Genomic DNA, 21382 nt, shown 5'->3' on the forward strand with positions numbered 1-21382 from the left:
TCAAACATAACCAAAGATATACCCGATTTTTCTTAATTTAACACCGTCGGCAGTTAAGATTTACTTGCGCCGAACAGAAGCTTAATCGGCGCATTTTAAATCAAAACCTTTACTGCACCAAGCCAAATCATCAGAAAGCCGCTTTTTTTGCGGTTTTTACAAGGTTGCTTTCGGTCATATTTTGTTAGATTATAGGTTAGTTACATTATGTTTCTTGACCAAAATCAAATCCTTTTAATTCAACACACAAAACTTAACAAAAAAAGAATGGCTATGCTTTGCTATCAAATAAAACCCAACCCACTGAAACATATATGGAAAATATGTTTAAACCTATCTCAACAAAATAACACTCCTTTACATATAAGCTTACCGAACTGGGTTCCCGGCAGTTATCTCATCCGCGATTTTTCCCGCAATATTATTGAGATAAAGGCAATGTGTAACGGCCAACCGGCTGAAATCACCCAAACTGCAAAAAACGTTTGGCAAACGGAAGCAAAAAGCGGTAAGTGGCAAATTTACTACACCGTCTATGCTTACGATCTATCTGTCAGAAGCTCTTTTTTAACGGTTGACCGCGGTTTTTTTGACGGGGCCTGCCTGTTCCTCAAAATAGCAGGTTTCGAGGAACAGCTACATCGAGTTACATTTGATGGCTTACCTGAAACGTGGCAGATAGCCACCACACTGCCCTCTTCCGGAAACCATACTTTTCAGACGGCCTCTTACTATGAATTGATTGACCACCCTTTTGAATTGGGTCATTTTGAAATGCTGGACTTTGAAGCCGGCGGTATTGCACACCATATAGCAATAAGCGGCCACTATCCGGATTTTGACCGCAACCGCTTAATCAGTGATATTCAGAAAATTTGCCGAACCGCTCTGAGCATGTTCCCTTCTCCTGCTCCTTTTCAAAAGTATCTGTTTTTATTACATGTTGGCGATAAGATTTATGGTGGTTTGGAACATATCAGCAGTACTGCTTTACTTGCCGACCGCAACAGCCTCCCTCCTCTAGGCATGAAAGAAGCAAATGATGACTACACCCAATTGCTCGGCTTATTCAGCCACGAATATTTCCATGCATGGAATGTCAAATCCATCAAACCTGCGGCATTTATACCGTACCGTTTAGACAGTGAAAGTTACACGGAACAATTATGGGCATTTGAAGGGATTACTTCTTATTACGATGATTTGATATTGGTAAGAAGCAGCGTGATTTCGCCCGAAGCATATTTGAAACTACTTGCCCAAAATATCACTCGGGTGCAGCAAGGATCAGGCCGTCTGAAACAAACACTTGCGGAATCTAGCTTTACTGCATGGAACAAATATTACAAACAGGATGAAAACAGCCCCAATGCCATTGTCAGCTATTATCAGAAAGGCGCTCTGGCCGCTTTATGCCTAGACTTACTTATCAGACAAAATAGCAATGGCAAACAAAGCCTTGATAATGTTATGCAGCAGCTTTATCTCGACTGGCAAGAAACCCGGCAAGGCATCCCTGAAAAACAATGGCAAGTGCGATGCCAACAGATTACCGGTTTGGATTTAGAAGAATTTTTTCAGACGGCCTTATATTCCACCGAAGACCTGCCTTTAACAGCTTGCTTGGAAAAAACAGGTATCGCTTTGCACTGGCACGCAGCTCCACGCCATCACGGAGGAGGCTTGGCTGAGAAATGGCTGCCTAACACCGAACCAATTCCCGACTTTGGGGCACGGTTTAAACAAAATAGCGACAGCATCACCTTGACGCATGTTCTCAATGGAGGCAGTGCCGAAAATGCTGCATTATGCCCGCAAGACCGCATCATTGCTTTGAATGGCTTTGCCTGCACCGCCTTTGAGCAGCAGTGGGCACAGTTTTCGGTTGGAGAAAAAATCCAAGTGCACTACTTCCGCCACGGTGTATTACGTGAAACCGAATTGACCGTACAGGCCGCACAAACCGATACTGCCATTTTGCAAATTACCCACCGTCACTTATTGGAAAACTGGTTGCAACCAAACCGTTAAATTCAATCTTTCAGGCGGCCGCAGTATCATAAGCCACCTACACGACCAATGATAAAAGGAGCCTCTAATGAGTATTTTGAAACTGGCAGACAATCTTTATATTTCTCCCCAGCTGACTCAAAGCGATCTTAAAGAAGCGGCAAAGCTCGGCATCCGCAGCATCATCTGCAATCGGCCTGACGGCGAAACCGATGATCAGCCTTCTTTCAAGCAACTCAAACAGTGGCTTATTGATACGGGAATCGACCAAGCCGTCCACCAACCTGTTGTTGCTCCTGCCATCAATGGCCATGATGTAGCAACTTTCCAAAAACTACTCGCAACCTTACCTATGCCCACGCTTGCTTTCTGCCGCACTGGTACCCGAAGCTCATTATTGTGGGCTTACCATCAAGTTCAAAACGGCATGGCTGTTTCGGATGTCATTACTGCCGCCAAACAAGCCGGCGTAGATCTGAGTAATTTTGAAGCAAACTTGCATGCCGTATCACAAAACGGCATGTCTTAATACTCAATATAGTAAGAGGCCGTCTGAAATTTTCAGACGGCCTGATTGTGATCATCAATGACGTATTAAATCCGATAACGGTTCTTCCTCTTGCGCGGGCAGATTGTAATCTTCATTAGCCCACGCTCCCAAATCAATCAGCTTACACCGCTCACTACAAAACGGACGATATTGGTTTTCTGTAGTCCACGCCACTTGCTTACCGCAAGTCGGGCAATTTACTATAGTAACTTCCGAACTCATAATTCATTCCACAACAGGATCAAAACTGCACATAACCAGTTTGAAAGATACATCTTGATTTAACGGCCTACCCCGCGCATGCTCTTGAGATGCTTCCAAAAAGCGGATGTGAGTGAAATATTTATTGGCCGACACTTCCGGCAAAGCACAACTTTGTTGTTCCACTTCAATTACCAGCATATGGATATTTTGCGCCAAGCTATTGCGCTGATAATTACCTTTTTGTGCCACACAGTCCACGGTAAGGGTATTGCTGCGCAAAATATTGAGCAAAAGGGCAATTGCTTGCTGTGTAGGCAGTAATGTACCAATCCACTTCTTCAAATCTGCCAAACGTCGCTCAAACGGCAGCTGCTGCCAAAAGTGATAAGACGACAAATCAAACGGGCTGGTTCCACCCGGCACAAACATTCGTTGTTTGATGGCCATCAGCCAATCATTCTCACGCAAATGCTGACCGAATTTTTGCTGTATGCCTTGCAAGTTTTCTGCCGTTTTTTGCAATTGCTGCCGCTGCTTTTCCGCCTCTTCCGGTTCAACCAAACGGCTATTTACCAGCAATTGCTTTTGTCGTTCAAGTTCTTGCAGAATATCCAACTTTAATTCTGCCCTGCCCGCACACTCCATAATTTCGAACAGAGTAAACAAGGCCAAATGATGGGCCCAAGGGCTATCGGCACGAATACATTCAGCATCAAAACGATTAAACAAATGCTCGATACGTAAAAAACTACGCACGCGCTCAGACAACGGATGCTCGAAATAAATCATGATGTTACTCTGGATAAATAAGAAAACCTCGACTGATAATAGCCATGTAATTGCCGAACCTTGGCTGCCAATGCTTGAGAGATTCCCTCATTTGTCAAAACATCATCAGCAGCCAACAAACGCTCTTTACGGCAGGCTTGCGTGGCCATAATCCGCTCAATTTCATCAGCCTTAAGACCGCTACGGCTACGCACACGTTCAATTTGCGTTTGTTCGGAAACATCAATCACCAATACTCTATCAACCAATGCTAAAAATGCCGGTTTCTCTATTAACAAAGGAATATCAATTATTCCATACACAGTAACACAACTTTCTTGAAGAGCTCGGACTTCAGACAAAATAAGAGGAAACATAATGGATTCAAGTCGTGTTTTAGCTTCAGGCCCTCTGAAAACCAAACCACGTAAAACAGCTCTATTCAGACGGCCATCATGGTTAAATACTTCACTACCAAATGCCGCACGAATAGCAGATAAGGCCTTTCCGTTATCCGCAGTCAGTTCCCGGCTAACTGCGTCTACGTCAATCACCGGTACGCCCAAATAGAGAAATTCGGCAGCTGCTTGTGATTTGCCGCTGCCGATGCCACCTGTTAATCCTACCCAAAAAGTCATGGTTTAGAATCCCGAAGCTTTCAGCCACCATCCGACTGCTGTCATAACCTGCTCATTAGCAATAAATATTATCCAACCTGCAATTGCCAAACTGGGGCCGAAAGCAAACTGCTGACCTTTTGCCACACGCATGATAACGGCAGCCACTACGCCAGTTAAAGCAGCCATAAATATCAAAACGGGCAACACACTAACCCCCAGCCATGCTCCCAAAGCAGCGAGTAATTTAAAATCACCGCCCCCCATACCTATTTTTCCGGTCAGTAATTTATAAGCATAGCACAACAGCCACAAGCTCATGTAACCGAAAACTGCACCTAAAACAGCCGACATTAGGGGCACAAAAGTACCATTCAAATTGAACAATAATCCCAGCCAAACCAAAGGCAGTGTAAGTTGATCAGGAAGATATTGCGTATCCGCATCAATAAAGGTCAAAGCAATTAACATAGCGGTTAAAATTAAACCACCCAACGTCGTCATACTCCAACCATATTTCCAAGCAACTGCTGCAAATAATGCGCCGGTTAACAACTCCACTAAAGGATAACGTTTGCTGATGGGTGTTTTACATGACTCACACTTTCCACCGAGCATCAGGTAACTGAGTACTGGGATATTTTGCCAAGCCTTTACAGGAGCCTGGCACGAAGGGCAACGAGAATCAGGTTTAACCAAATTAAACGGCTGTTGCTCTTCTTCGGTCAAAACCTGACCCAGATGCTCTTTCGCAAACGCTGTCCAAACACGTTCCATCATGACTGGTACGCGGTAAATTACTACATTTAAAAAACTGCCTACTAGCAAACCAAATAATGCAGAAAGAGGCACCACAAAGGGTGCCCAGAGATTCATCCATTCAGGCATACCGTTAACCTACCACGTTACCCAAATTGAACAACGGCAAGTACATAGCAACAAGGATCACACCAATAATTGAGCCAAGTACCACCATAATTATCGGCTCCATCAAGGAAGATAATTGAGCTACGGCATTATCTACCTCATCTTCATAGAATTCAGCTGCCTTATTCAACATGCCGTCCAATGAACCAGATTCTTCACCGATTGCCGCCATTTGAAGTACCATATTAGGAAACATATCAGTGCCCTGCATACTGGAAGTCAATGACAAACCTTGTGTTACTTTAGCACGGATATCATGCGTAGCCTCTTCGTACAAGATATTACCGGCGGCACCGGCCACAGAATCCAGCACTTCAACTAAGGGCACACCGGCAGCAAATAAAGTAGACGTAGTACGAGCCCAACGCGCAATTGTTGCTTTCCTTACAATCGCTCCGAAAATCGGCAGTTTCAATAACATGGCATCCACTCTTTTTTGAAGAGCTGGAGATTTTTTATACCATTTATATAAGCCAAACCCTACACCGATAGTGCAAACTACCATTACCCAAGCATATTCAACAAAAAACTTTGACATATCCATAACAATTTGTGTTAATCCCGGCAGCTCCGCTCCCATGTTACTATATACTTCACCGAATGCAGGAAGAACAAACACCATCATGATAAACACCAACACTATTGCCACTACAATAATAGCTATCGGATAGGTAAGCGCACTTTTCACTTTTTTCTTAATTGCTTGAGTTTTTTCTTTATAAATAGCAAGCTTATCCAACAAATTTTCTAACACACCACCAGCTTCACCAGCAGCGATCAGATTACAATAAAATCGGTCAAAGTATTTAGGGTGCTTCGCAAAAGCTTTACCCAATGCACTACCTTGCTCGACATCTGCTCGAATTTGCATGAGCATCTGAGTCATAGAAGGATTAGAGTGTCCTCTTGCTACAATCTCAAATGCCTGCATCAATGGCAATCCAGCTTTCATCATCGTAGCAAGCTGACGGGTAAATACCGTAATATCTTCTTGTGTAATACGTTTTTTACGAACAGCTTTAACTTTACTAACACGCAGCGGTTTAATACCACGACGTTGCAGCTTTTTTTTGGCTTCCTCTTCATTTTTGGCCACTACCTCACCACGTACAATTTGTTCGGTTTCAGTATTTCTGCCTTCAAAATTAAAACGTATACCCTTATCTGCCTTAGCAGAACGCCCACCCAGTTTTACTTGGTTCATAATTACCCCTTAAAATAATTTCGACGTTTCCAGATTCATTAATCATTAGTATGTGCAAGTACTTCTTCCAATGAAGTAATTCCCTGCATTACTTTTAGCAAACCTGCACGACGCAGATCCACCATCCCTTCTTTATAGGCCATATTCATAATATCAACTTCAGTGCCATTTTCCATGATTACCCGCTGCATTTCTTCAGTAATAGGCATTACCTCATATACACCGGCACGGCCTCTATAACCTTTGCCTCGACAGCTGTCACAACCCACCGAACGATACATTGTCCAATCTTTGGCCAAGTCCTCATCAGTAAAACCTGCTTTCTTTAATGCCGACACAGGAGGACGTTCGGTAGGAGCTTTACAAGAGGGACACAATCGGCGCAATAACCGTTGTGCCATAATCAAACTTACCGAACTGGCAATATTGAATGGTGCCACCCCCATATTTAACATCCGCGACAAAGTAGCCGGCGCATTATTCGTGTGCAGCGTAGAGAATACCATATGGCCGGTTTGTGCCGCCTTAATAGCAATATCAGCTGTTTCTAAGTCACGGATCTCACCAACCATAATGATATCCGGATCTTGACGTAAGAATGCTTTCAAAGCAGCAGCAAATGTTAAACCTTGTTTATCATTTACGTTAACCTGATTAATACCCGGCAAGTTAATTTCTGCAGGGTCTTCTGCAGTAGCAATGTTAACATTCTCAGTATTTAAAATATTCAAACAAGTATAAAGAGATACTGTTTTACCCGAACCCGTCGGACCGGTAACCAATACCATTCCATAAGGGCGGTTAATGGCCTCTAACAGCATTTCCTTCTGGAAAGGCTCAAAACCAAGTTGATCAATATTCAAAGATCCCGCATCCGAATTCAAAATACGCATTACTACTTTTTCGCCGAATAATGTCGGTAACGTACTTACACGAAAATCAATCGGACGGCCGTGCTTATGAAAGGCAATTTGGATACGACCATCTTGTGGTACACGTTTTTCCGAAATATCCAACCGTGCCATTACTTTGATACGTGAAGCCAATTGCCCTCTTACTGCTACAGGAGGCTGGACAACTTCACGCAATTGGCCATCGACACGGAAACGCACCCGTGCCATCTGTTCATAAAATTCAAAGTGGATATCTGAAGCCCCTGCATTAAGCGCATCAGACAAAGTTTTGTGAATAAAACGCGGAATCGGCCCATCTTCAGCTTCTTCATTATCAATATAAAGAGCTTGTGTAGGCGCAGCAGCCTCTTGTTCTTTACTGATTTCATTCAAAATGGTGGTAGAGCGCTGTCCCAACCATTCCAATAGTGTGCTCAACTGATCATCGCATACCACAACCAAGTCAATTGAAACACCAGACGAGAAAGCAATTTTCTGAAAATTTTGAATTTGAGTGGGATCGGATACCGCCAAATAGACTTTTCTACCCCGCCTAAAAATCGGCACACAACGATTTTGCAGCATTTGTTCCTCAGTAAGAACGTCCATTAAAACGTTATTACGAGAAAAATGACGGAGATCCAACAAAGGATAACTGAATACTCGTGCAAGTAATTCACCCAATGCTTTTGGTGTAATTACCCCTTCTTCAAACAACATCGGAATAATAGGCTTATTTGCTTTTAATACATCTTGATACCGCTCTGCCTGATTTCCATCTATAACTTGGCCTTGCACCAATACTCTTAATAAACCGACGCTCATTTTTTCTTACCTGTATCTATTTATATTATCCGCTTATCATGCAAATATATTTGATTATGGCATATGTCGTTTTCAAAATTATAGGCTATATTTTTTAATAGGCCCTTCGGACATAAAACCAACCCGTAATGTTTTTTTACTGCTTACATTAAAATGCTTTTATAGTAAAAACTTTTTTATTATAAGCGAATAGACTGGGCAAACCTACCCAGTCTATTCTTAATCGTTCATTCTTTACAGTATTATTGTACTTAAAAACAACAGGGAAACTGCAGACAAAAAAATAACCGCAAAAGCGGTTTATTTTAATGGTGGCCAGAGGCGGGATCGAACCGCCGACACACGGATTTTCAATCCGTTGCTCTACCAACTGAGCTATCTGGCCTTGCCTTAAGAGAGGGGTATTAAAACAGAATTACGCTTTCCCTGCAAGTTTTTTTCAAAAAAATAATCCGAGACCAAGATAACAATTTATTTTTTATCAAAATAAATATTTCTATACCTTATAAATTTATCTAAAGTTCCGCTACAGCATCAGATTAAGTTGTAGCAAACATATTACAAACCAACCCTTTTCTACCCATATGCACTGAATAAAACTTGCCAAGAATACCGCTTATCTATAATATCAACCGAATATCAAGAATAAAACATCATTTCTTTTTTATATTTTCGATCAGGCCTTCTTATGAGCATTGTCGCCATTGATATTCATCCGCAGAAAACTTTTTCTGAACTATGCCCCGACGAACTACCTATTCCTGATGCACTTTCTATTGTTCCGCACCTCAACCGCCAAGCGGCACTGGCTGATTACCGCGTCATTACCAAAGATGCCCACAGCAATAATGCCGAATGGCATATAGAGCATCAGAGTGAATACCTGGCATTGGACAAAGCGCAAAACTGGGTCAGCCATGCTGTTTTGGGCAGCGAAGGCTATGAAAATTTACCCGGCCTTCCTACTTCCGACAGCTATGACTTTCTTGTTCATATCGGTTTGGAAAATAACGTGCATACTTTCGGGGCATGCTTTCATGACATGGCTGAGAATATCAGCACCGGTTTGATTGAATGGCTGCAAAGCCGTAATGCCGCAACTTTAATCGTCGGCGGACTGGCCACCGAGTATTGTGTACAAGCAACCGTATTACAATTGTGCTGGTACGGCGAATGGCAGGTAATTGTCAATTTAGATGCTTGCCGCAGTTTAAACTCCGCCGAAGCCTCCCGTGCCGTCCAAAATATGAAAAAAGCCGGAGCAATCATTGTGGAACATACTGATGAGCTTGCCGCATTATTAAATTAGAAATGAAAACATATACTCAATAATCAAATTTTCAGACGGCCTGACGATAAAGCCGCCACTTTCACAGAAAGGAAAGCGGCGGCTTTAGACTTTGGCTCACTCAAAATTCAAACTTGCTCAATCCAATTGGGCAACAGTAACGGTTAAATTACGCACCGCCGCCAGAGTACTACTATTTTTTCGCTGTTGTTCTTTGAATTCCGCCATATTGTCCGGTGTCAATTTAGGAGTCGGTAAAGCGACAGTTGAAGGATTCACCGGTTCGCCGTTTTTACGTGCCTCGTAATGCAAATGCGGACCGGTCGAACGGCCTGTGCTGCCTACATAACCGATAATGTCTCCGGCGCGAATCGCCCCCTGTGCGGACGAAAACTCACTCATATGGGCATACAATGTTTCGATGCCGTTGCTATGCTGCAATACAACGGTATTGCCATAACCGCCCTTCCAGCCTTTAAAAGTAAGTATACCGTCTGCCGCGGCACGAATCGGCGTGCCGGTCGGAGCCGCATAATCGATACCGGTATGCATTTTTACCGTACGCAGGATCGGATGCAAACGCAAGCCGTAAGGCGATGATATACGGGCATTGCCTACCGGCTGTACATTGAAGCCTTCCCTATGGCGCAATGATTTGCCGTTTTGATCATAATAGCTGCCGCTTTCTTCGTCGCCTTTGCCTTGGCTGTAATAGTAAGCCTGATAGGTTTTGCCATCTTTAACAACTTCGGCAGCCAGAATATCGCCCGTTGCCATTTCCTGCCCGCGGAAATACATGCTGTTATACAGCAAACGGATGGCATCGCCGCTACCTAATTCTTCGATGTTGACCACATCGTTGAAAATCTCACTCAGCGATTCGCGGATTTCTACGGGAATACCCGCCTGAGCCATTGCTCCTCGCGCCGAAGTACGTACCTGAACGGAACGTAAAGTAGGCATGGTTTCCATTTCAACGGTAGAAGCCGATTTCTGCCATTTACCGTTAACTTTCTCAATGGCGATTAAATAGCCTTCACCGTTGTCATCGTCACTGAAAAACTGAATATCGGTAACGTTGCCCGCAGCGTCAAAACGTGCGCTGACCGACTGGCCTGCCCTCAAAAGCGCCATCTTCCGGTCGAGTGCGTTTTTAACCATCACTTTTTTGATGTCTTCGGCGGTAACGCCTATCCGCGCCAAAACATCGGATAAAGTATCGCCGGGCTGAACGGCTTCCTGCGACCAATAGCTGCCTTGATAAGTGCCGCTTTCAACATAAACGGCAGGCAGCTCTTCCAATACCCGTTCCACTTGAAACAGGCTTTTCTGGGGCTGTGGCTGAGGCTCGGTAACGGCATAAGCCGTCATAATGCCGGATACGGGCAGCATGATGCCCACCATCGACCAGCGCACCGGTTTGTTGTTCCAAACACGGTTAAACAATGCCAGCGTATACTGAAACATCGGTTTCAGCTTGGCGGTCGGATTAAGTGTGGTTTTTTGGTCGGCAACCAACTTGTTTCTCAAAACAAGCCTGTTTTTCAAAGCAGTTTTATTTTTAAACGCAAGTTTGTTTTTCAGCGCAAATTTACTTTTGAATATAGGCTTTTTTGTCGTTCTAACATGTTTGGTTTGAACAGTGCGCGCTTTGTCTGTTTGGCGGACGGCAACCGTTTCCGCTGCCGCCGTGGGTGCAGCGGCCTCATGCCGAGCGGCATCTGATATGCTCTGGCTCTTGCCCGAGCCTTGATCAGGTGCTTTCAAAAATTTGTTTAAGGATTGTTTCATTTTAAGCGGCCTTTTCAAAATACCTTTACAACACATGCGGTTTTTTCGCCGCAAATACGGTATTGCTTTGATTTACACCAAAGTTTTCCATATTCCTTTTCACCTGAAAGTTTATCACAAAACCGCTTACCATGTTTTAAGCCGGAGTTGCATCAAGTCAAAAATACGCGTGATAGCGTAAAATACCTCTTACTTTCACTCTATGCAAACCATTGTCATGAATCTGACTTTAGTCTTACCCGCTCTCAACCGTCATACTTCCGACACGCTGCCGCCACTTGATTTACCTTCATTCAATCAAATGTTGCGTTTCGGCACTTTTACGCCGCACTCCATTTCTTCCTCGGCACTTTATGCCCGTTTTTTATGGGAAGGCAGCTTACTCGGCCATGCACTGAACCGTTTATGTCTTCCACCCGATCAACCTTCCGTGCTTGCCAGTCCGGTATGGCAGCAAATGGGCATGCACAATATGAATATGATCAGCGGCACCGACATTCAGATTCAGGCACATGAAGCGGAACGGCTGTGCGGCGGGTTGAATGATTTTTTTCGTGAAGACGGTTGGGCATTCCGCCCCGTTCGTGCCGATTTATGGCTGGTAACAGTTCCCCGAATACCAAACTGGCAAGTGCCGCCAGTTTTGGATGTGCTGGGGCAGGTAGACGGCTCCATCCGTGCGGAAGGGCCTGATGGTTCAAGCTGGCTGCAAAAACAGACTGAAATACAAATGTGGCTGCACAACCATCCGCTCAACGCCGAGCGTACCGCTGCCGACATGCCTGCCGTAAACGGGGTGTGGTTGTGGCAGGATTTGGAAGGCGGACAAACCGCCGCACCGGTATTGGCTTGCGACAGCCCGTGGGCGCAATTTTATTCCGGCACCCGTTTTGACGCACCTTACAATTTCACCGCATGGGAGGCCGTCTTAAAAGAAAGCGGCCAAAACGTTTCAGACGGCCTGCTGTTTCTCGACGACTTGGCCGTAACCGACCACACCGCCGATGTTTGGGCTTATAAAGACACGCTCGAAAGCTGGGAGCAGCGCTGGTTTGCACCTTTATGGCAGGCTTTGTGCGAAGGCCGTCTGAAAAACCTGCGCATCGTTACCGACGGCACACGCGGAGGAGAGCTGCATATTAAAGCCAAAGCGGGGCGGGCATTCTGGAAAAAGAAAAAAACATTCGCCGGACAACTCTGATTGAGATTTTCAGACGGCCTGTCTTAAATATAAGAACAGGCCGTCTGAAAAATTCCCCGCTTCGCGTTACAATAACGGCTTTCCGGCCGCACCGATTCATTACTTTATTCCATGTCAGTCAAAATCCGTACCCGCACCATCAATCAAAGCGTTTGCCAAACCCTGATTCAGGCCGGCACCGACCCGTTGCTCGCCCGTCTGTGCGCCGCCCGCGACGTAGCCTCCCCTGCCGAGTTGGACGACAAACTCTCCGCCCTGCTGCCCTATCAAACCTTAACCAACTGCACCGAAGCCGCCGTGCGCTTGGCCGATGCGGTACAACGGCAGGAAAACATTTTAATCGTGGCCGACTACGATGCCGACGGCGCAACCGCCTGCGCGGTCGGCATCAAAGGGCTGTCGGCCATGGGCGCGTCGGTGGACTTTTTGGTGCCCAATCGCTTCGAACACGGCTACGGTTTAACGCCCGAATTGGCGGAACTGGCCGCCACGCAAAAAGTAAAACTGCTGGTAACGGTCGATAACGGCATCGCCAGCTTGGCAGGCGTGGCGCGCGCGCAAGAATTGGGGTTGGACGTCATCATTACCGACCACCACCTGCCTGCCGAAACCGTGCCCGACTGCATCATCGTCAACCCCAACCAATGCGGCTGCAACTTTGCCAGTAAAAGCCTCGCGGGCGTGGGCGTGATTTTTTATGTGCTGATGGCTTTACGCGCCGAACTGCGGCAGCGCGGCTGGTTCAGGCCGTCTGAAAACCCGCTTTCAGACGGCATCAATGAACCGAATCTGGCCGAACTCTTGGATTTAGTCGCACTCGGCACCGTTGCCGATGTCGTGCCGCTCGACCACAACAACCGCATTCTCGTTTCGCAAGGCTTGAAACGGATGCGCGCCGGCAAAATGCGCCCCGGCATCCGCGCCTTATTTGAAGTGGCGCGGCGCGACTGGCGCAAAGCGCAACCGTTCGACATGGGTTTCGCGCTCGGCCCGCGCATCAACGCCGCCGGCCGGCTCGACGATATGTCGGTCGGCATCGCCTGTCTGCTGGCCGACAACGAAGCCGAAGCGCAAAGCCTCGCCGCCCAACTCAACGATTTGAACATCGAGCGGCGCGAAATCGAACAATCCATGCTGCAAGACGCGCTCAACGCCTTCCCCGATTCCCTGCCCGACGGACAAACCACGCTGGTGGCCTACCGCGACGACTTCCATCAAGGCGTGGTCGGCATCGTGGCCAGCCGTCTGAAAGACCGCTTCTACCGCCCCGCCATCGTGTTCGCCCCCGCAGACAACGGCGAAGTGCGCGGTTCCGGCCGCTCCATTCCCGGCCTGCACCTGCGCGATGCGTTGGATTTGGTGAGCAAACGCCATCCCGACATGATTCTGAAATTCGGCGGACACGCCATGGCCGCAGGCTTGAGCATACGCGAAGAACACATCGCCGCGTTTCAGACGGCCTTCGAACACACCGTGCGCGAACTGATCCATGCCGACGACTTGGCGCAAACCTACATCACCGACGGCAGCCTGCCCGCCGCCGACATTACGCTCACGCAGGCGCAAAACCTCGCCCGCCAAGTGTGGGGACAAGGCTTCGCACCGCCGAGCTTTACCGACGAATTCGCCGTCATCCGCCAGCAAGCCATGGGCGTGAACCACAAAAAAGTGTGGCTGCGCAAAGAAGGCCATGAATTTGAAGCCATGTTTTGGCGCTGCACCGAAGAAATCCCCGCACGCATCCGCACCGTGTACCGCCCCGTGGCCAACGAATGGCGCAACCAGATCGAATTGCAGCTTTATATCGACTATTGGGAAGCCGCATAGCACAGAGGCCGTCTGAAAGCGAACTATGCGAGCTTCGCTAAAAACCTTCAGACGGCCTCCTTATACTTTTACCCTTGTAAAAACACTTTGATGCCCATATAGTGCATAAAATCTATGTTCATCCCAATATTCAGGATATCCATGCAGCCCGTTACCATGTACACCGGCCCTTATTGCCCCTACTGCATCATGGCGAAAAAATTTCTGAAATCACAAGGCATTACCGAAATCAAAGAAATCCGTGTCGACCACAACCCCGCCGACTTCGCCGAAATGCAGCAAATTACCGGCCAACGCAGCGTACCGCAGATTTTTATCGGCAGCACCCATGTGGGCGGCTTCACCGATTTATACGCCATGCACCAGCGCGGCGAATTGAAAAACCTTTTGGAAAACGAAACCGATTAACTTTTTTATCCCGCTGCTTTGGCAGCACAACCCTTTGTATAGAAAGAACCCGATATGAGCGAAGAATTGCAACCCGTATTCAGCATTGAAAAACTGTATATAAAAGACCTGTCGCTGGAAGTGCCCCACGTACCCCAAATTTTTCTGGAGCAAGGCGAGCCCGAAGTGGACATGCGCGTTGCCACCGACAGCAGCAAACTGGAAGAAGGCTTCCATGAAGTAACCGTTACCGTTACCGTTACCGCCAAATTAGCAAACGACCGCGTGATGTTCCTCAACGAGGTATCGCAAAGCGGCATCTTCCGTTTGGAAAACATCCCCGAAGAAGACATCAAACTGCTGCTTGCGGTTGCCTGCCCGAACATTCTGTTCCCGTATGCCCGCGAAGCGGTTTCTTCTTCCATCACCCGCGCAGGCTTCCCGCCCGTATTGCTGGCTCCCATCAACTTTGAAGCCATGTACCAACAAGCGCAAGAAGGCAACGCTTAATCCGCCCGCTTTTTTCCGCATACAAACAGGCCGTCTGAAACCTGTGTTTCAGACGGCCTGTTTGTTTACCCACTCAATCAATAGTAATTATCAATACTGTTTACGGATTAGAGGCTCGGCTCTATAATGGCAAAATAATCTTAATTCGGACAAATTTATGCCAAATAATACAAATTTACGTGTCATTTATGCTTTATTGCTAGCCGCCTTTCCACTTGCCGCACAAGCGGAAGCATCCGATGGCAGTCAGGAAATTTACACCGCCACCCTGCCGACGGTAAAAGTGGAAGCGCAGGCCGACAGCAATATTCTCAAAGGCTATATCAATTACGACGAAGCAACGGTAACGCGTAACGGCCAATTGGTTAAAGAAACCCCGCAAAGCATCGACACGCTCAATATCCAAAAAAACAAAAACTACGGCACTAACGATTTAAGCTCGATTCTCGAAGGCAATGCCGGTATTGACGCTGCCTACGACATGCGCGGCGAAAGCCTGTTTCTGCGCGGTTTCCAAGCCGATGCCAACGATATTTACCGCGACGGCGTGCGTGAAAGCGGGCAAGTGCGCCGCAGCACCGCCAATATCGAACGCGTGGAAATCCTCAAAGGCCCCGCTTCCGTGCTCTACGGGCGCACCAGCGGCGGCGGCATCATAAACTTGGTCAGCAAATACGCCAATTTCAAACAGAGTCGCACCATAGGCGCATCTTACGGCTCTTATGCCGCACGCAGCCTGAATCTCGACATCAACCAAGTGCTGAGCGACAACGTAGCCGTGCGCTTGAGCGGCGAAATCGGCAAAACCAACTCGTTCCGCTCCGGCATCGACGGCAAAAACGGCATGATCTCGCCCAGCATCACAGTGAAACTCGACAACGGCCTGAAATGGACGGGGCAATACACCTACGACAAAGTAGAACGCACGCCCGACCGCGGCCCGGAAAGAGCCGTTTACGACAAACTCGGCTTATCGTACCGCCACGGTTTCGCCCATCCCAACGATTTCGTGAAAGACAAATTACAAATATGGCGTTCCAACCTCGAATATGCCTTCAACCCGAATTGGCACCTGCAATGGCAGCTTGCCCACCGCCGCGCCTCGCAGGATTTCGACCATTTCTACGGCGGCTCGCTCGACGAAGCCACAGGCCGTCTGAAACGCAACTACGCATGGCAGCAAACCGACAACAAAACCTTGTCGAGCAACGCCACCCTCAACGGCGATTTTAAAATCGGCAATTTCGACAACCACCTCACCGTCGGCCTCGATTACAGCCGCGAAGAGCGTAACCCCACTCTGGCGTTCAAGCGCAACTTCACCACCATCGACCCGCACGACCGCACAAGCTGGCCGCCGTCGGGCCGGCTGCTGCCCGTCGGCACCCGCAACCGCCACAAAGCCGACTCGCACGGCCTGTTTGCACAAAACATCTTCTCGGTTACGCCCGACATCAAGCTGACGGCGGGCATACGCTACGACAAATACCGCTACCGTTCCACCGACATCAAAGACAACTCGCGCGAATACAGCGGCCATTCGTTCAGCCCCAATTTCGGAGCCACATGGAACGTTACCCCCGCACACACGCTGTATGCGGGCTTCAACAAAGGCTACGCACCCTACGGCGGCTACGGCGGAGCGGGCATTTCCATTACCACCCTCGGTGCCAACACCCCGCCCGAATCGTTCAAACAATACGAAACGGGCGTGAAGAGCAGTTGGTTTGAAGACCGCCTCAACACCACATTGGCCGCCTACCAAATCGAACGCAGCAACGTTTATTACCAACCCGACCGCAACGACCCGTTTACCTTCAAACAACGCGGCAAAGACCGTTCGCGCGGCATCGAACTGAGCGGCATCGGCCGGATTGCCCCCAAATGGTATCTGCGCGGCTCGTTCGGCGTGATGCAGGCCAAAACCGTTGAAGACGCACAAAACCCGAAAAACGTCGGCCGCCACCTCAAAAACACCAGCAACGTTACCGGCAACCTGTTTGTGCGCTACACGCCCACACAAAACTTCTACGGCGAACTCGGCGTTACCGGCACCGGCAAACGCTACTACTATGCCGATAAAGGCGGCGATGCCCATATCCCCGGCTTCGCCCGTGTCGACGCGCTGGCAGGCTGGAACCGCAAAAACCTCAACCTCACGCTGGCGGTCAACAACCTGCTCAACCAAAAATACTGGCGTTCCGATGCCATGCCCGGCGCACCGCGCGGCGTAACGGCACGGCTGAATTACAGCTTTTAATACAGCCTTGCCGCAAAGGAATCATCAGGCCGTCTGAAAGCGAACTGTGTGCGCTTTCAGACGACCTCCCCTACTCCCCATCCTCCCCCCGCTCCAAAATCATTTAAAATGGCCGTCTGAAACCGTTTTCCCCCAGCCGCCATGACACCCGAACACCAAAAGCTGCTCAAAATCACCGACACCGCCGCCAAAAAGCTCGAAAAGCTCAACCTGCACACCCCGTGGGACGTTGCCCTGCACCTGCCGCTGCGCTACGAAGACGAAACCCACATCATGCCGATTAAAGACGCACCTATCGGCGTGCCGTGCCAAGTCGAAGGCGTAGTAACCCTGCAAGAAGTACAGTTCAAACCCCGCAAACAGCTCATCGTGCAGATTCAAGACGACTCCGGCAGCGTGCTGTTTCTGCGCTTCATCCACTTCTACCCCAGCCATCAAAAACAAATGGCGCAAGGCAAACGCATCCGCGCCGTAGGCGAAATCAAACACGGCTTTCACGGCGACGAAATGATCCACCCCAAAATCCGCGATGCCGACAACAGCAGCCTCGCCGAAAGCCTCACCCCCGTTTACCCCACCGTAAACGGCCTCAACCAACCCACCTTGCGCCGCATTGTTCAGACGGCCTTAGAAGCCCTGCCCCTGCACGACACCCTGCCCGACGAACTCCTAGGCCGTCTGAAACTGCCCCACCTGGCCGAAAGCCTGCGCCTCCTGCACGCCCCGCCGCCCGATTACAGCATCCGCCAACTTTCAGACGGCACCCTCCCCGCATGGCAGCGGCTCAAATTCGACGAACTGCTCGCCCAACAGCTCTCCATGCGGCTCGCGCGGCAAAAACGCATCAGCGGGCAGGCCGCCCCCCTGCACGGCAACGGCTCGCTCACCCAACCCCTGCTCAACGCCCTACCCTTCGCCCTCACCGCCGCCCAACAGCGCGCCTTAAACGAAATCCGCGCCGACATGCGCCAAACCCACCCCATGCACCGCCTGCTGCAAGGCGACGTAGGCAGCGGCAAAACCATCGTCGCCGCCCTTGCCGCCCTCACCGCAGTCGAAGCTGGCAGCCAAGTCGCCGTCATGGCACCCACCGAAATCCTCGCCGAACAGCACTACCTCAAATTCAAACAATGGCTCGAACCGCTCGGCCTCGAAGTCGCATGGCTTTCCGGCAGCCAGCGCAAAAAAGCCAAAGATGCCGCCAAAGCCGCCCTTTCAGACGGCCTCACCCCCATCGCCGTCGGCACCCACGCCCTCTTTCAAGAAGACGTACAGTTCCACAACCTCGGCCTCGTCATCGTCGACGAACAGCACCGCTTCGGCGTCGCCCAACGCCTAGCCCTCAAAAACAAAGGCCAAGACGTACACCAGCTCATGATGTCCGCCACCCCCATCCCCCGCACCCTCGCCATGAGCTTTTTCGCCGACCTCGACGTTTCCGTCATCGACGAACTGCCCCCCGGCCGCACCCCCATCAAAACCCGCCTCGTCAACAGCCAGCGCCGCGCCGAAGTCGAAGGCTTCGTACTCAACACCTGCCGCAAAGGACGGCAAGTTTACTGGGTCTGCCCCCTCATCGAAGAAAGCGAAACCCTCCAACTGCAAACCGCCACCGAAACCCAAGCCGCCCTTCAAGCGGCCCTACCCGAACTCAGCATCGGCCTCGTCCACGGCCGCATGAAAGCCGCCGAAAAAGCCCAAGTGATGGCCGAATTCAGCGCAGGCCGTCTGAACGTACTCGTTGCCACCACCGTTATCGAAGTCGGCGTAGACGTACCCAACGCCGCCCTCATGGTCATCGAACACGCCGAACGCATGGGGCTGGCGCAACTGCACCAACTGCGCGGACGCGTAGGCCGCGGCGCCGCCGAAAGCGTGTGCGTACTCCTCTTCGCCGAACCCCTGAGCGAGCTGGCCAAAGCCCGCCTCAAAGTCATCTACGAACACACCGACGGCTTCGAAATCGCCCGCCAAGACCTCAACATCCGCGGCCCCGGCGAATTTCTCGGCGCACGCCAAAGCGGCGTACCCATGCTCCGCTTCGCCAACCTCGAAGAAGACCTGCACCTTTTAGAAAAAGCCCGCGAAATCGCCCCCCAACTGATTGAAGAACGCCCCGACATCGTCGAAGCCCACCTCAACCGCTGGCTGGCGAGCAGGGAGAGTTATTTGGGGGTCTAGCATTTTCGATTAAGGGATTTTATTTATAATTTAGACATGAAACTTTTAAGGGAAGCACAATGATTGATTCGCTGTCAGATAAAGATTTACTTCAACAATTTTCTAGTAAAGGTTTGGAAGCATTGAAAAATAATACTGCTTCTATTGAAGATAAAGTTACTTCGAGAAAAATAGAAAGTTGTCGCCCCATTTTGGAAACGATAAATAGACGTGATCACTTCGACCAAATATGTCCATTTAATACAAAACGTCACAAAACAAATATTCTAAGTCAATTGGAGAATTGGGCGAAAAAACCGCACAATCTAAATTATCTCGATGAGCTGTTTCTCATATCTATGGCTTTTTCAAGGGAATATTTATTATTCCAAGAACGGCATGCAATCTCTCCCCATTGGGGAATACATGATTATTGGGCAAAATTTAAAGCTGATGTAGAACAAAAAATATATCCTCTCAAAGAAGATTATTTAAAAGAAACAGCTAAATATATTCGCAATAACATGGATTTTGATATTCTCAATCATTATTTAGGTCAAAAAGATTATCAGGCTTTTTTAAACTACGAAAAAACAGTAAAAGACGCTGAAGAGAGAATTGGCAAGCTGAAAGAACAACTTAATGATAAAGAAGAACAATTTAATGAAAAAATCTTAGAGCGGGAAGAAAAAGTTGATAATCTCAAAGCCAGTTTGGAGAGTTTTCAGACGGCCTTTAATTTTGTCGGCTTATCTCAAGGCTTCGAGAATTTGTTAAAGAAAAAATCAAGAGCAAAATGGCTAACATTTGTAGGCTTGATTGCATTATTTGTATTGACATTATTACCCCTTAGCTTGGTTGCGATTCATTTACTGTCAGATATGATTCCGCAATTAATGAAGTACCTTTTGTCTATTCCAACTGAAGCATCCATCCCGAGTGGAGCAAATGCTAAACCTGAACTAACCAATATCGCCGAAGTAGCTACGTGGTCTTGGCAAAAAATGCTTCCTGTCATCGGCTTGGAGTTTGTTTTAATCTACTTCTTCCGAGTGGTGCTAACCCATTACCATTCCATACAAACCCAAATCATGCAGCTCGAATTGCGCCAGTCCTTATGCCAATTTATCCAAAACTATGCCGAATACGCGAAAGAAATCAAAGCATCGGATAAAGACGCATTGGAAAAATTTGAAAACCTGATTTTCAGCAGCATCCTGTCAAATCCTGATAAAGTACCCGGCACGTTCGACGGTATCGACAGCTTGGCATCGCTGCTTAAAGAATTAAAAAGCAAATAATTTTCGAGTTTCTCCGCTTTACATACCGGAAAGGCCGTCTGAAACATTTCAGACGGCCTTTATCCTTGCTGCAAACAACAGCTATTTATCGAACCGGTGCGCAGTTTTTCATCAAAACATTATCCACGTCCATCACTTCGCTGGTCACTTGCTGTTTTTCGTGGCGTGTCCAGAAGCCGTTTTCTTCTTTATAGAAATCGGTTTGGAATTGGTTGTCGATGGTCCACGTATATTCGCCGTTGCCGAACGCCGTTAAGTCGTCATTGCTGCCTTCGCGATTATACGGCAGGGTAAAGGTTTGGCCGTCGGCACGAATCTGCGCCGCCGCTCCGTCCGCATCGCGGTAGTAGCGTGCGTCTAAGGTTTTGCCGTCGGCGCATTGGTAAGAGAGCCAGCGTGCGTCGTCTGCTTTGGCGGCGAGGTTTCCGCCCAAGCGGTTGTCGGCGGGTTGCGGTGCGGCGGCCTGATCGGACGGAGCCGCTTCGGAAACAGCGGATGCGGCAGGCGCGGGCGGGACTTCGGCGGTTTTTTGTTCGCCGCAGGCGCTTAATGCGAGCAAGGCCAGCAAGGGCAGTATTTTTTGAGATACGGTCATGTTTCCTCCAATCTGAACTGGGTGATGTTTCGTTTAGTGTAAAAGAATCCGGCAAAAATTTCAT

General features: G+C 48.5%; 18 protein-coding genes and 1 tRNA gene. 10 read left to right on the top strand and 9 right to left on the bottom strand.

Annotated elements, in window-relative coordinates; all coding sequences use genetic code 11:
• Positions 1-273: 273 nt before the first annotated feature.
• Together Q0X97_RS04195 and Q0X97_RS04200 are read left to right on the top strand one after the other, a co-directional pair.
• A complete protein-coding gene (locus Q0X97_RS04195; RefSeq protein WP_302065835.1) occupies positions 274-2031 on the top strand; it encodes a M61 family metallopeptidase in 1758 nt (585 codons plus the stop codon).
• A gap of 67 nt (positions 2032-2098) precedes the next feature.
• A complete protein-coding gene (locus Q0X97_RS04200; protein ID WP_302065833.1) occupies positions 2099-2539 on the top strand; it encodes a TIGR01244 family sulfur transferase in 441 nt (146 codons plus the stop codon).
• A 54-nt stretch (positions 2540-2593) separates the two neighbouring features.
• Here Q0X97_RS04200 and yacG read toward each other — a convergent pair whose 3' ends face one another.
• From yacG to Q0X97_RS04235, 7 genes are all read right to left on the bottom strand, one after another.
• Positions 2594-2782: a DNA gyrase inhibitor YacG gene (yacG, locus tag Q0X97_RS04205; RefSeq protein WP_085391163.1), complete on the bottom strand. Its 189-nt coding sequence runs from the start codon at positions 2780-2782 to the stop codon at positions 2594-2596.
• Between the two features lie 3 nt (positions 2783-2785).
• Entirely contained in the window at positions 2786-3553 is a 768-nt protein-coding gene (gene zapD, locus Q0X97_RS04210) for a cell division protein ZapD (protein ID WP_085391164.1), read from the bottom strand.
• Positions 3550-4170 (bottom strand): dephospho-CoA kinase, encoded by a 621-nt coding sequence (gene coaE, locus Q0X97_RS04215; RefSeq protein ID WP_302065832.1) that lies wholly within the window; start codon positions 4168-4170, stop codon positions 3550-3552. Before coaE ends, zapD begins: the two co-directional genes overlap by 4 nt.
• Before the next feature lie 3 nt (positions 4171-4173).
• Positions 4174-5037, bottom strand: coding sequence for an A24 family peptidase (locus Q0X97_RS04220; protein ID WP_302065831.1), 864 nt, complete (start codon positions 5035-5037; stop codon positions 4174-4176).
• A 4-nt stretch (positions 5038-5041) separates the two neighbouring features.
• A complete protein-coding gene (locus tag Q0X97_RS04225; RefSeq protein WP_302065830.1) occupies positions 5042-6280 on the bottom strand; it encodes a type II secretion system F family protein in 1239 nt (412 codons plus the stop codon).
• A gap of 38 nt (positions 6281-6318) precedes the next feature.
• On the bottom strand, positions 6319-7998 hold the full coding sequence (gene pilB, locus Q0X97_RS04230) for a type IV-A pilus assembly ATPase PilB (protein WP_302065829.1): 1680 nt from the start codon (positions 7996-7998) through the stop codon (positions 6319-6321).
• A 309-nt stretch (positions 7999-8307) separates the two neighbouring features.
• Positions 8308-8383, bottom strand: a tRNA-Phe gene (locus Q0X97_RS04235).
• Positions 8384-8686: 303 nt separating this feature from the next.
• On the opposite strand from Q0X97_RS04235, the gene Q0X97_RS04240 reads away from it, so the two are divergent.
• A complete protein-coding gene (locus Q0X97_RS04240; RefSeq protein WP_302065828.1) occupies positions 8687-9307 on the top strand; it encodes an isochorismatase family protein in 621 nt (206 codons plus the stop codon).
• 117 nt (positions 9308-9424) lie between these two features.
• On the opposite strand, the gene Q0X97_RS04245 is transcribed toward Q0X97_RS04240, so the two are convergent.
• The gene (locus tag Q0X97_RS04245) at positions 9425-10753 is read right to left on the bottom strand and encodes a LysM peptidoglycan-binding domain-containing M23 family metallopeptidase (RefSeq protein WP_367881737.1); all 1329 of its coding nucleotides are present in this window, start codon (positions 10751-10753) and stop codon (positions 9425-9427) included.
• A gap of 541 nt (positions 10754-11294) precedes the next feature.
• Between Q0X97_RS04245 and Q0X97_RS04250 the strand changes: the two genes are divergently transcribed.
• From Q0X97_RS04250 to Q0X97_RS04280, 7 genes are all read left to right on the top strand, one after another.
• Complete coding sequence (locus Q0X97_RS04250) at positions 11295-12278, top strand: hypothetical protein (protein WP_302065827.1); 984 nt, start codon at positions 11295-11297, stop codon at positions 12276-12278.
• Between the two features lie 111 nt (positions 12279-12389).
• On the top strand, positions 12390-14105 hold the full coding sequence (gene recJ, locus Q0X97_RS04255; RefSeq protein WP_302065826.1) for a single-stranded-DNA-specific exonuclease RecJ: 1716 nt from the start codon (positions 12390-12392) through the stop codon (positions 14103-14105).
• Positions 14106-14246: 141 nt separating this feature from the next.
• Positions 14247-14513: a glutaredoxin 3 gene (gene grxC, locus Q0X97_RS04260; RefSeq protein WP_302065825.1), complete on the top strand. Its 267-nt coding sequence runs from the start codon at positions 14247-14249 to the stop codon at positions 14511-14513.
• A 54-nt stretch (positions 14514-14567) separates the two neighbouring features.
• A complete protein-coding gene (gene secB / locus Q0X97_RS04265) occupies positions 14568-15002 on the top strand; it encodes a protein-export chaperone SecB (protein ID WP_302065824.1) in 435 nt (144 codons plus the stop codon).
• A gap of 157 nt (positions 15003-15159) precedes the next feature.
• The gene (locus tag Q0X97_RS04270) at positions 15160-17262 is read left to right on the top strand and encodes a TonB-dependent siderophore receptor (RefSeq protein ID WP_302065823.1); all 2103 of its coding nucleotides are present in this window, start codon (positions 15160-15162) and stop codon (positions 17260-17262) included.
• A 141-nt stretch (positions 17263-17403) separates the two neighbouring features.
• Positions 17404-19443: an ATP-dependent DNA helicase RecG gene (recG, locus tag Q0X97_RS04275; protein WP_302065822.1), complete on the top strand. Its 2040-nt coding sequence runs from the start codon at positions 17404-17406 to the stop codon at positions 19441-19443.
• Between the two features lie 59 nt (positions 19444-19502).
• The gene (locus Q0X97_RS04280) at positions 19503-20723 is read left to right on the top strand and encodes a hypothetical protein (RefSeq protein WP_302065821.1); all 1221 of its coding nucleotides are present in this window, start codon (positions 19503-19505) and stop codon (positions 20721-20723) included.
• Between the two features lie 85 nt (positions 20724-20808).
• On the opposite strand, the gene Q0X97_RS04285 is transcribed toward Q0X97_RS04280, so the two are convergent.
• Complete coding sequence (locus tag Q0X97_RS04285) at positions 20809-21318, bottom strand: MliC family protein (protein ID WP_302065820.1); 510 nt, start codon at positions 21316-21318, stop codon at positions 20809-20811.
• Between the last annotated feature and the right edge of the window lie 64 nt (positions 21319-21382).

This window comes from Neisseria sp. MVDL19-042950, from assembly GCF_030504625.1.
Taxonomy (GTDB): Bacteria; Pseudomonadota; Gammaproteobacteria; order Burkholderiales; family Neisseriaceae; genus Neisseria.

Excerpts from the sequence above, each read along its gene's own strand:
- grxC (WP_302065825.1), top strand. The coding sequence starts at position 14,247 with ATGCAGCCCGTTACCATGTACACCGGCCCTTATTGCCCCTACTGCATC.
- Q0X97_RS04285 (WP_302065820.1), bottom strand. The coding sequence starts at position 21,318 with ATGACCGTATCTCAAAAAATACTGCCCTTGCTGGCCTTGCTCGCATTA.
- Q0X97_RS04270 (WP_302065823.1), top strand. The coding sequence starts at position 15,160 with ATGCCAAATAATACAAATTTACGTGTCATTTATGCTTTATTGCTAGCC.
- coaE (WP_302065832.1), bottom strand. The coding sequence starts at position 4,170 with ATGACTTTTTGGGTAGGATTAACAGGTGGCATCGGCAGCGGCAAATCA.
- Q0X97_RS04280 (WP_302065821.1), top strand. The coding sequence starts at position 19,503 with ATGATTGATTCGCTGTCAGATAAAGATTTACTTCAACAATTTTCTAGT.
- secB (WP_302065824.1), top strand. The coding sequence starts at position 14,568 with ATGAGCGAAGAATTGCAACCCGTATTCAGCATTGAAAAACTGTATATA.
- recJ (WP_302065826.1), top strand. The coding sequence starts at position 12,390 with ATGTCAGTCAAAATCCGTACCCGCACCATCAATCAAAGCGTTTGCCAA.
- Q0X97_RS04225 (WP_302065830.1), bottom strand. The coding sequence starts at position 6,280 with ATGAACCAAGTAAAACTGGGTGGGCGTTCTGCTAAGGCAGATAAGGGT.
- pilB (WP_302065829.1), bottom strand. The coding sequence starts at position 7,998 with ATGAGCGTCGGTTTATTAAGAGTATTGGTGCAAGGCCAAGTTATAGAT.
- Q0X97_RS04200 (WP_302065833.1), top strand. The coding sequence starts at position 2,099 with ATGAGTATTTTGAAACTGGCAGACAATCTTTATATTTCTCCCCAGCTG.
- Q0X97_RS04250 (WP_302065827.1), top strand. The coding sequence starts at position 11,295 with ATGAATCTGACTTTAGTCTTACCCGCTCTCAACCGTCATACTTCCGAC.
- recG (WP_302065822.1), top strand. The coding sequence starts at position 17,404 with ATGACACCCGAACACCAAAAGCTGCTCAAAATCACCGACACCGCCGCC.
- zapD (WP_085391164.1), bottom strand. The coding sequence starts at position 3,553 with ATGATTTATTTCGAGCATCCGTTGTCTGAGCGCGTGCGTAGTTTTTTA.
- Q0X97_RS04245 (WP_367881737.1), bottom strand. The coding sequence starts at position 10,753 with ATGTTTCAGTATACGCTGGCATTGTTTAACCGTGTTTGGAACAACAAA.
- Q0X97_RS04195 (WP_302065835.1), top strand. The coding sequence starts at position 274 with ATGCTTTGCTATCAAATAAAACCCAACCCACTGAAACATATATGGAAA.
- Q0X97_RS04220 (WP_302065831.1), bottom strand. The coding sequence starts at position 5,037 with ATGCCTGAATGGATGAATCTCTGGGCACCCTTTGTGGTGCCTCTTTCT.
- yacG (WP_085391163.1), bottom strand. The coding sequence starts at position 2,782 with ATGAGTTCGGAAGTTACTATAGTAAATTGCCCGACTTGCGGTAAGCAA.
- Q0X97_RS04240 (WP_302065828.1), top strand. The coding sequence starts at position 8,687 with ATGAGCATTGTCGCCATTGATATTCATCCGCAGAAAACTTTTTCTGAA.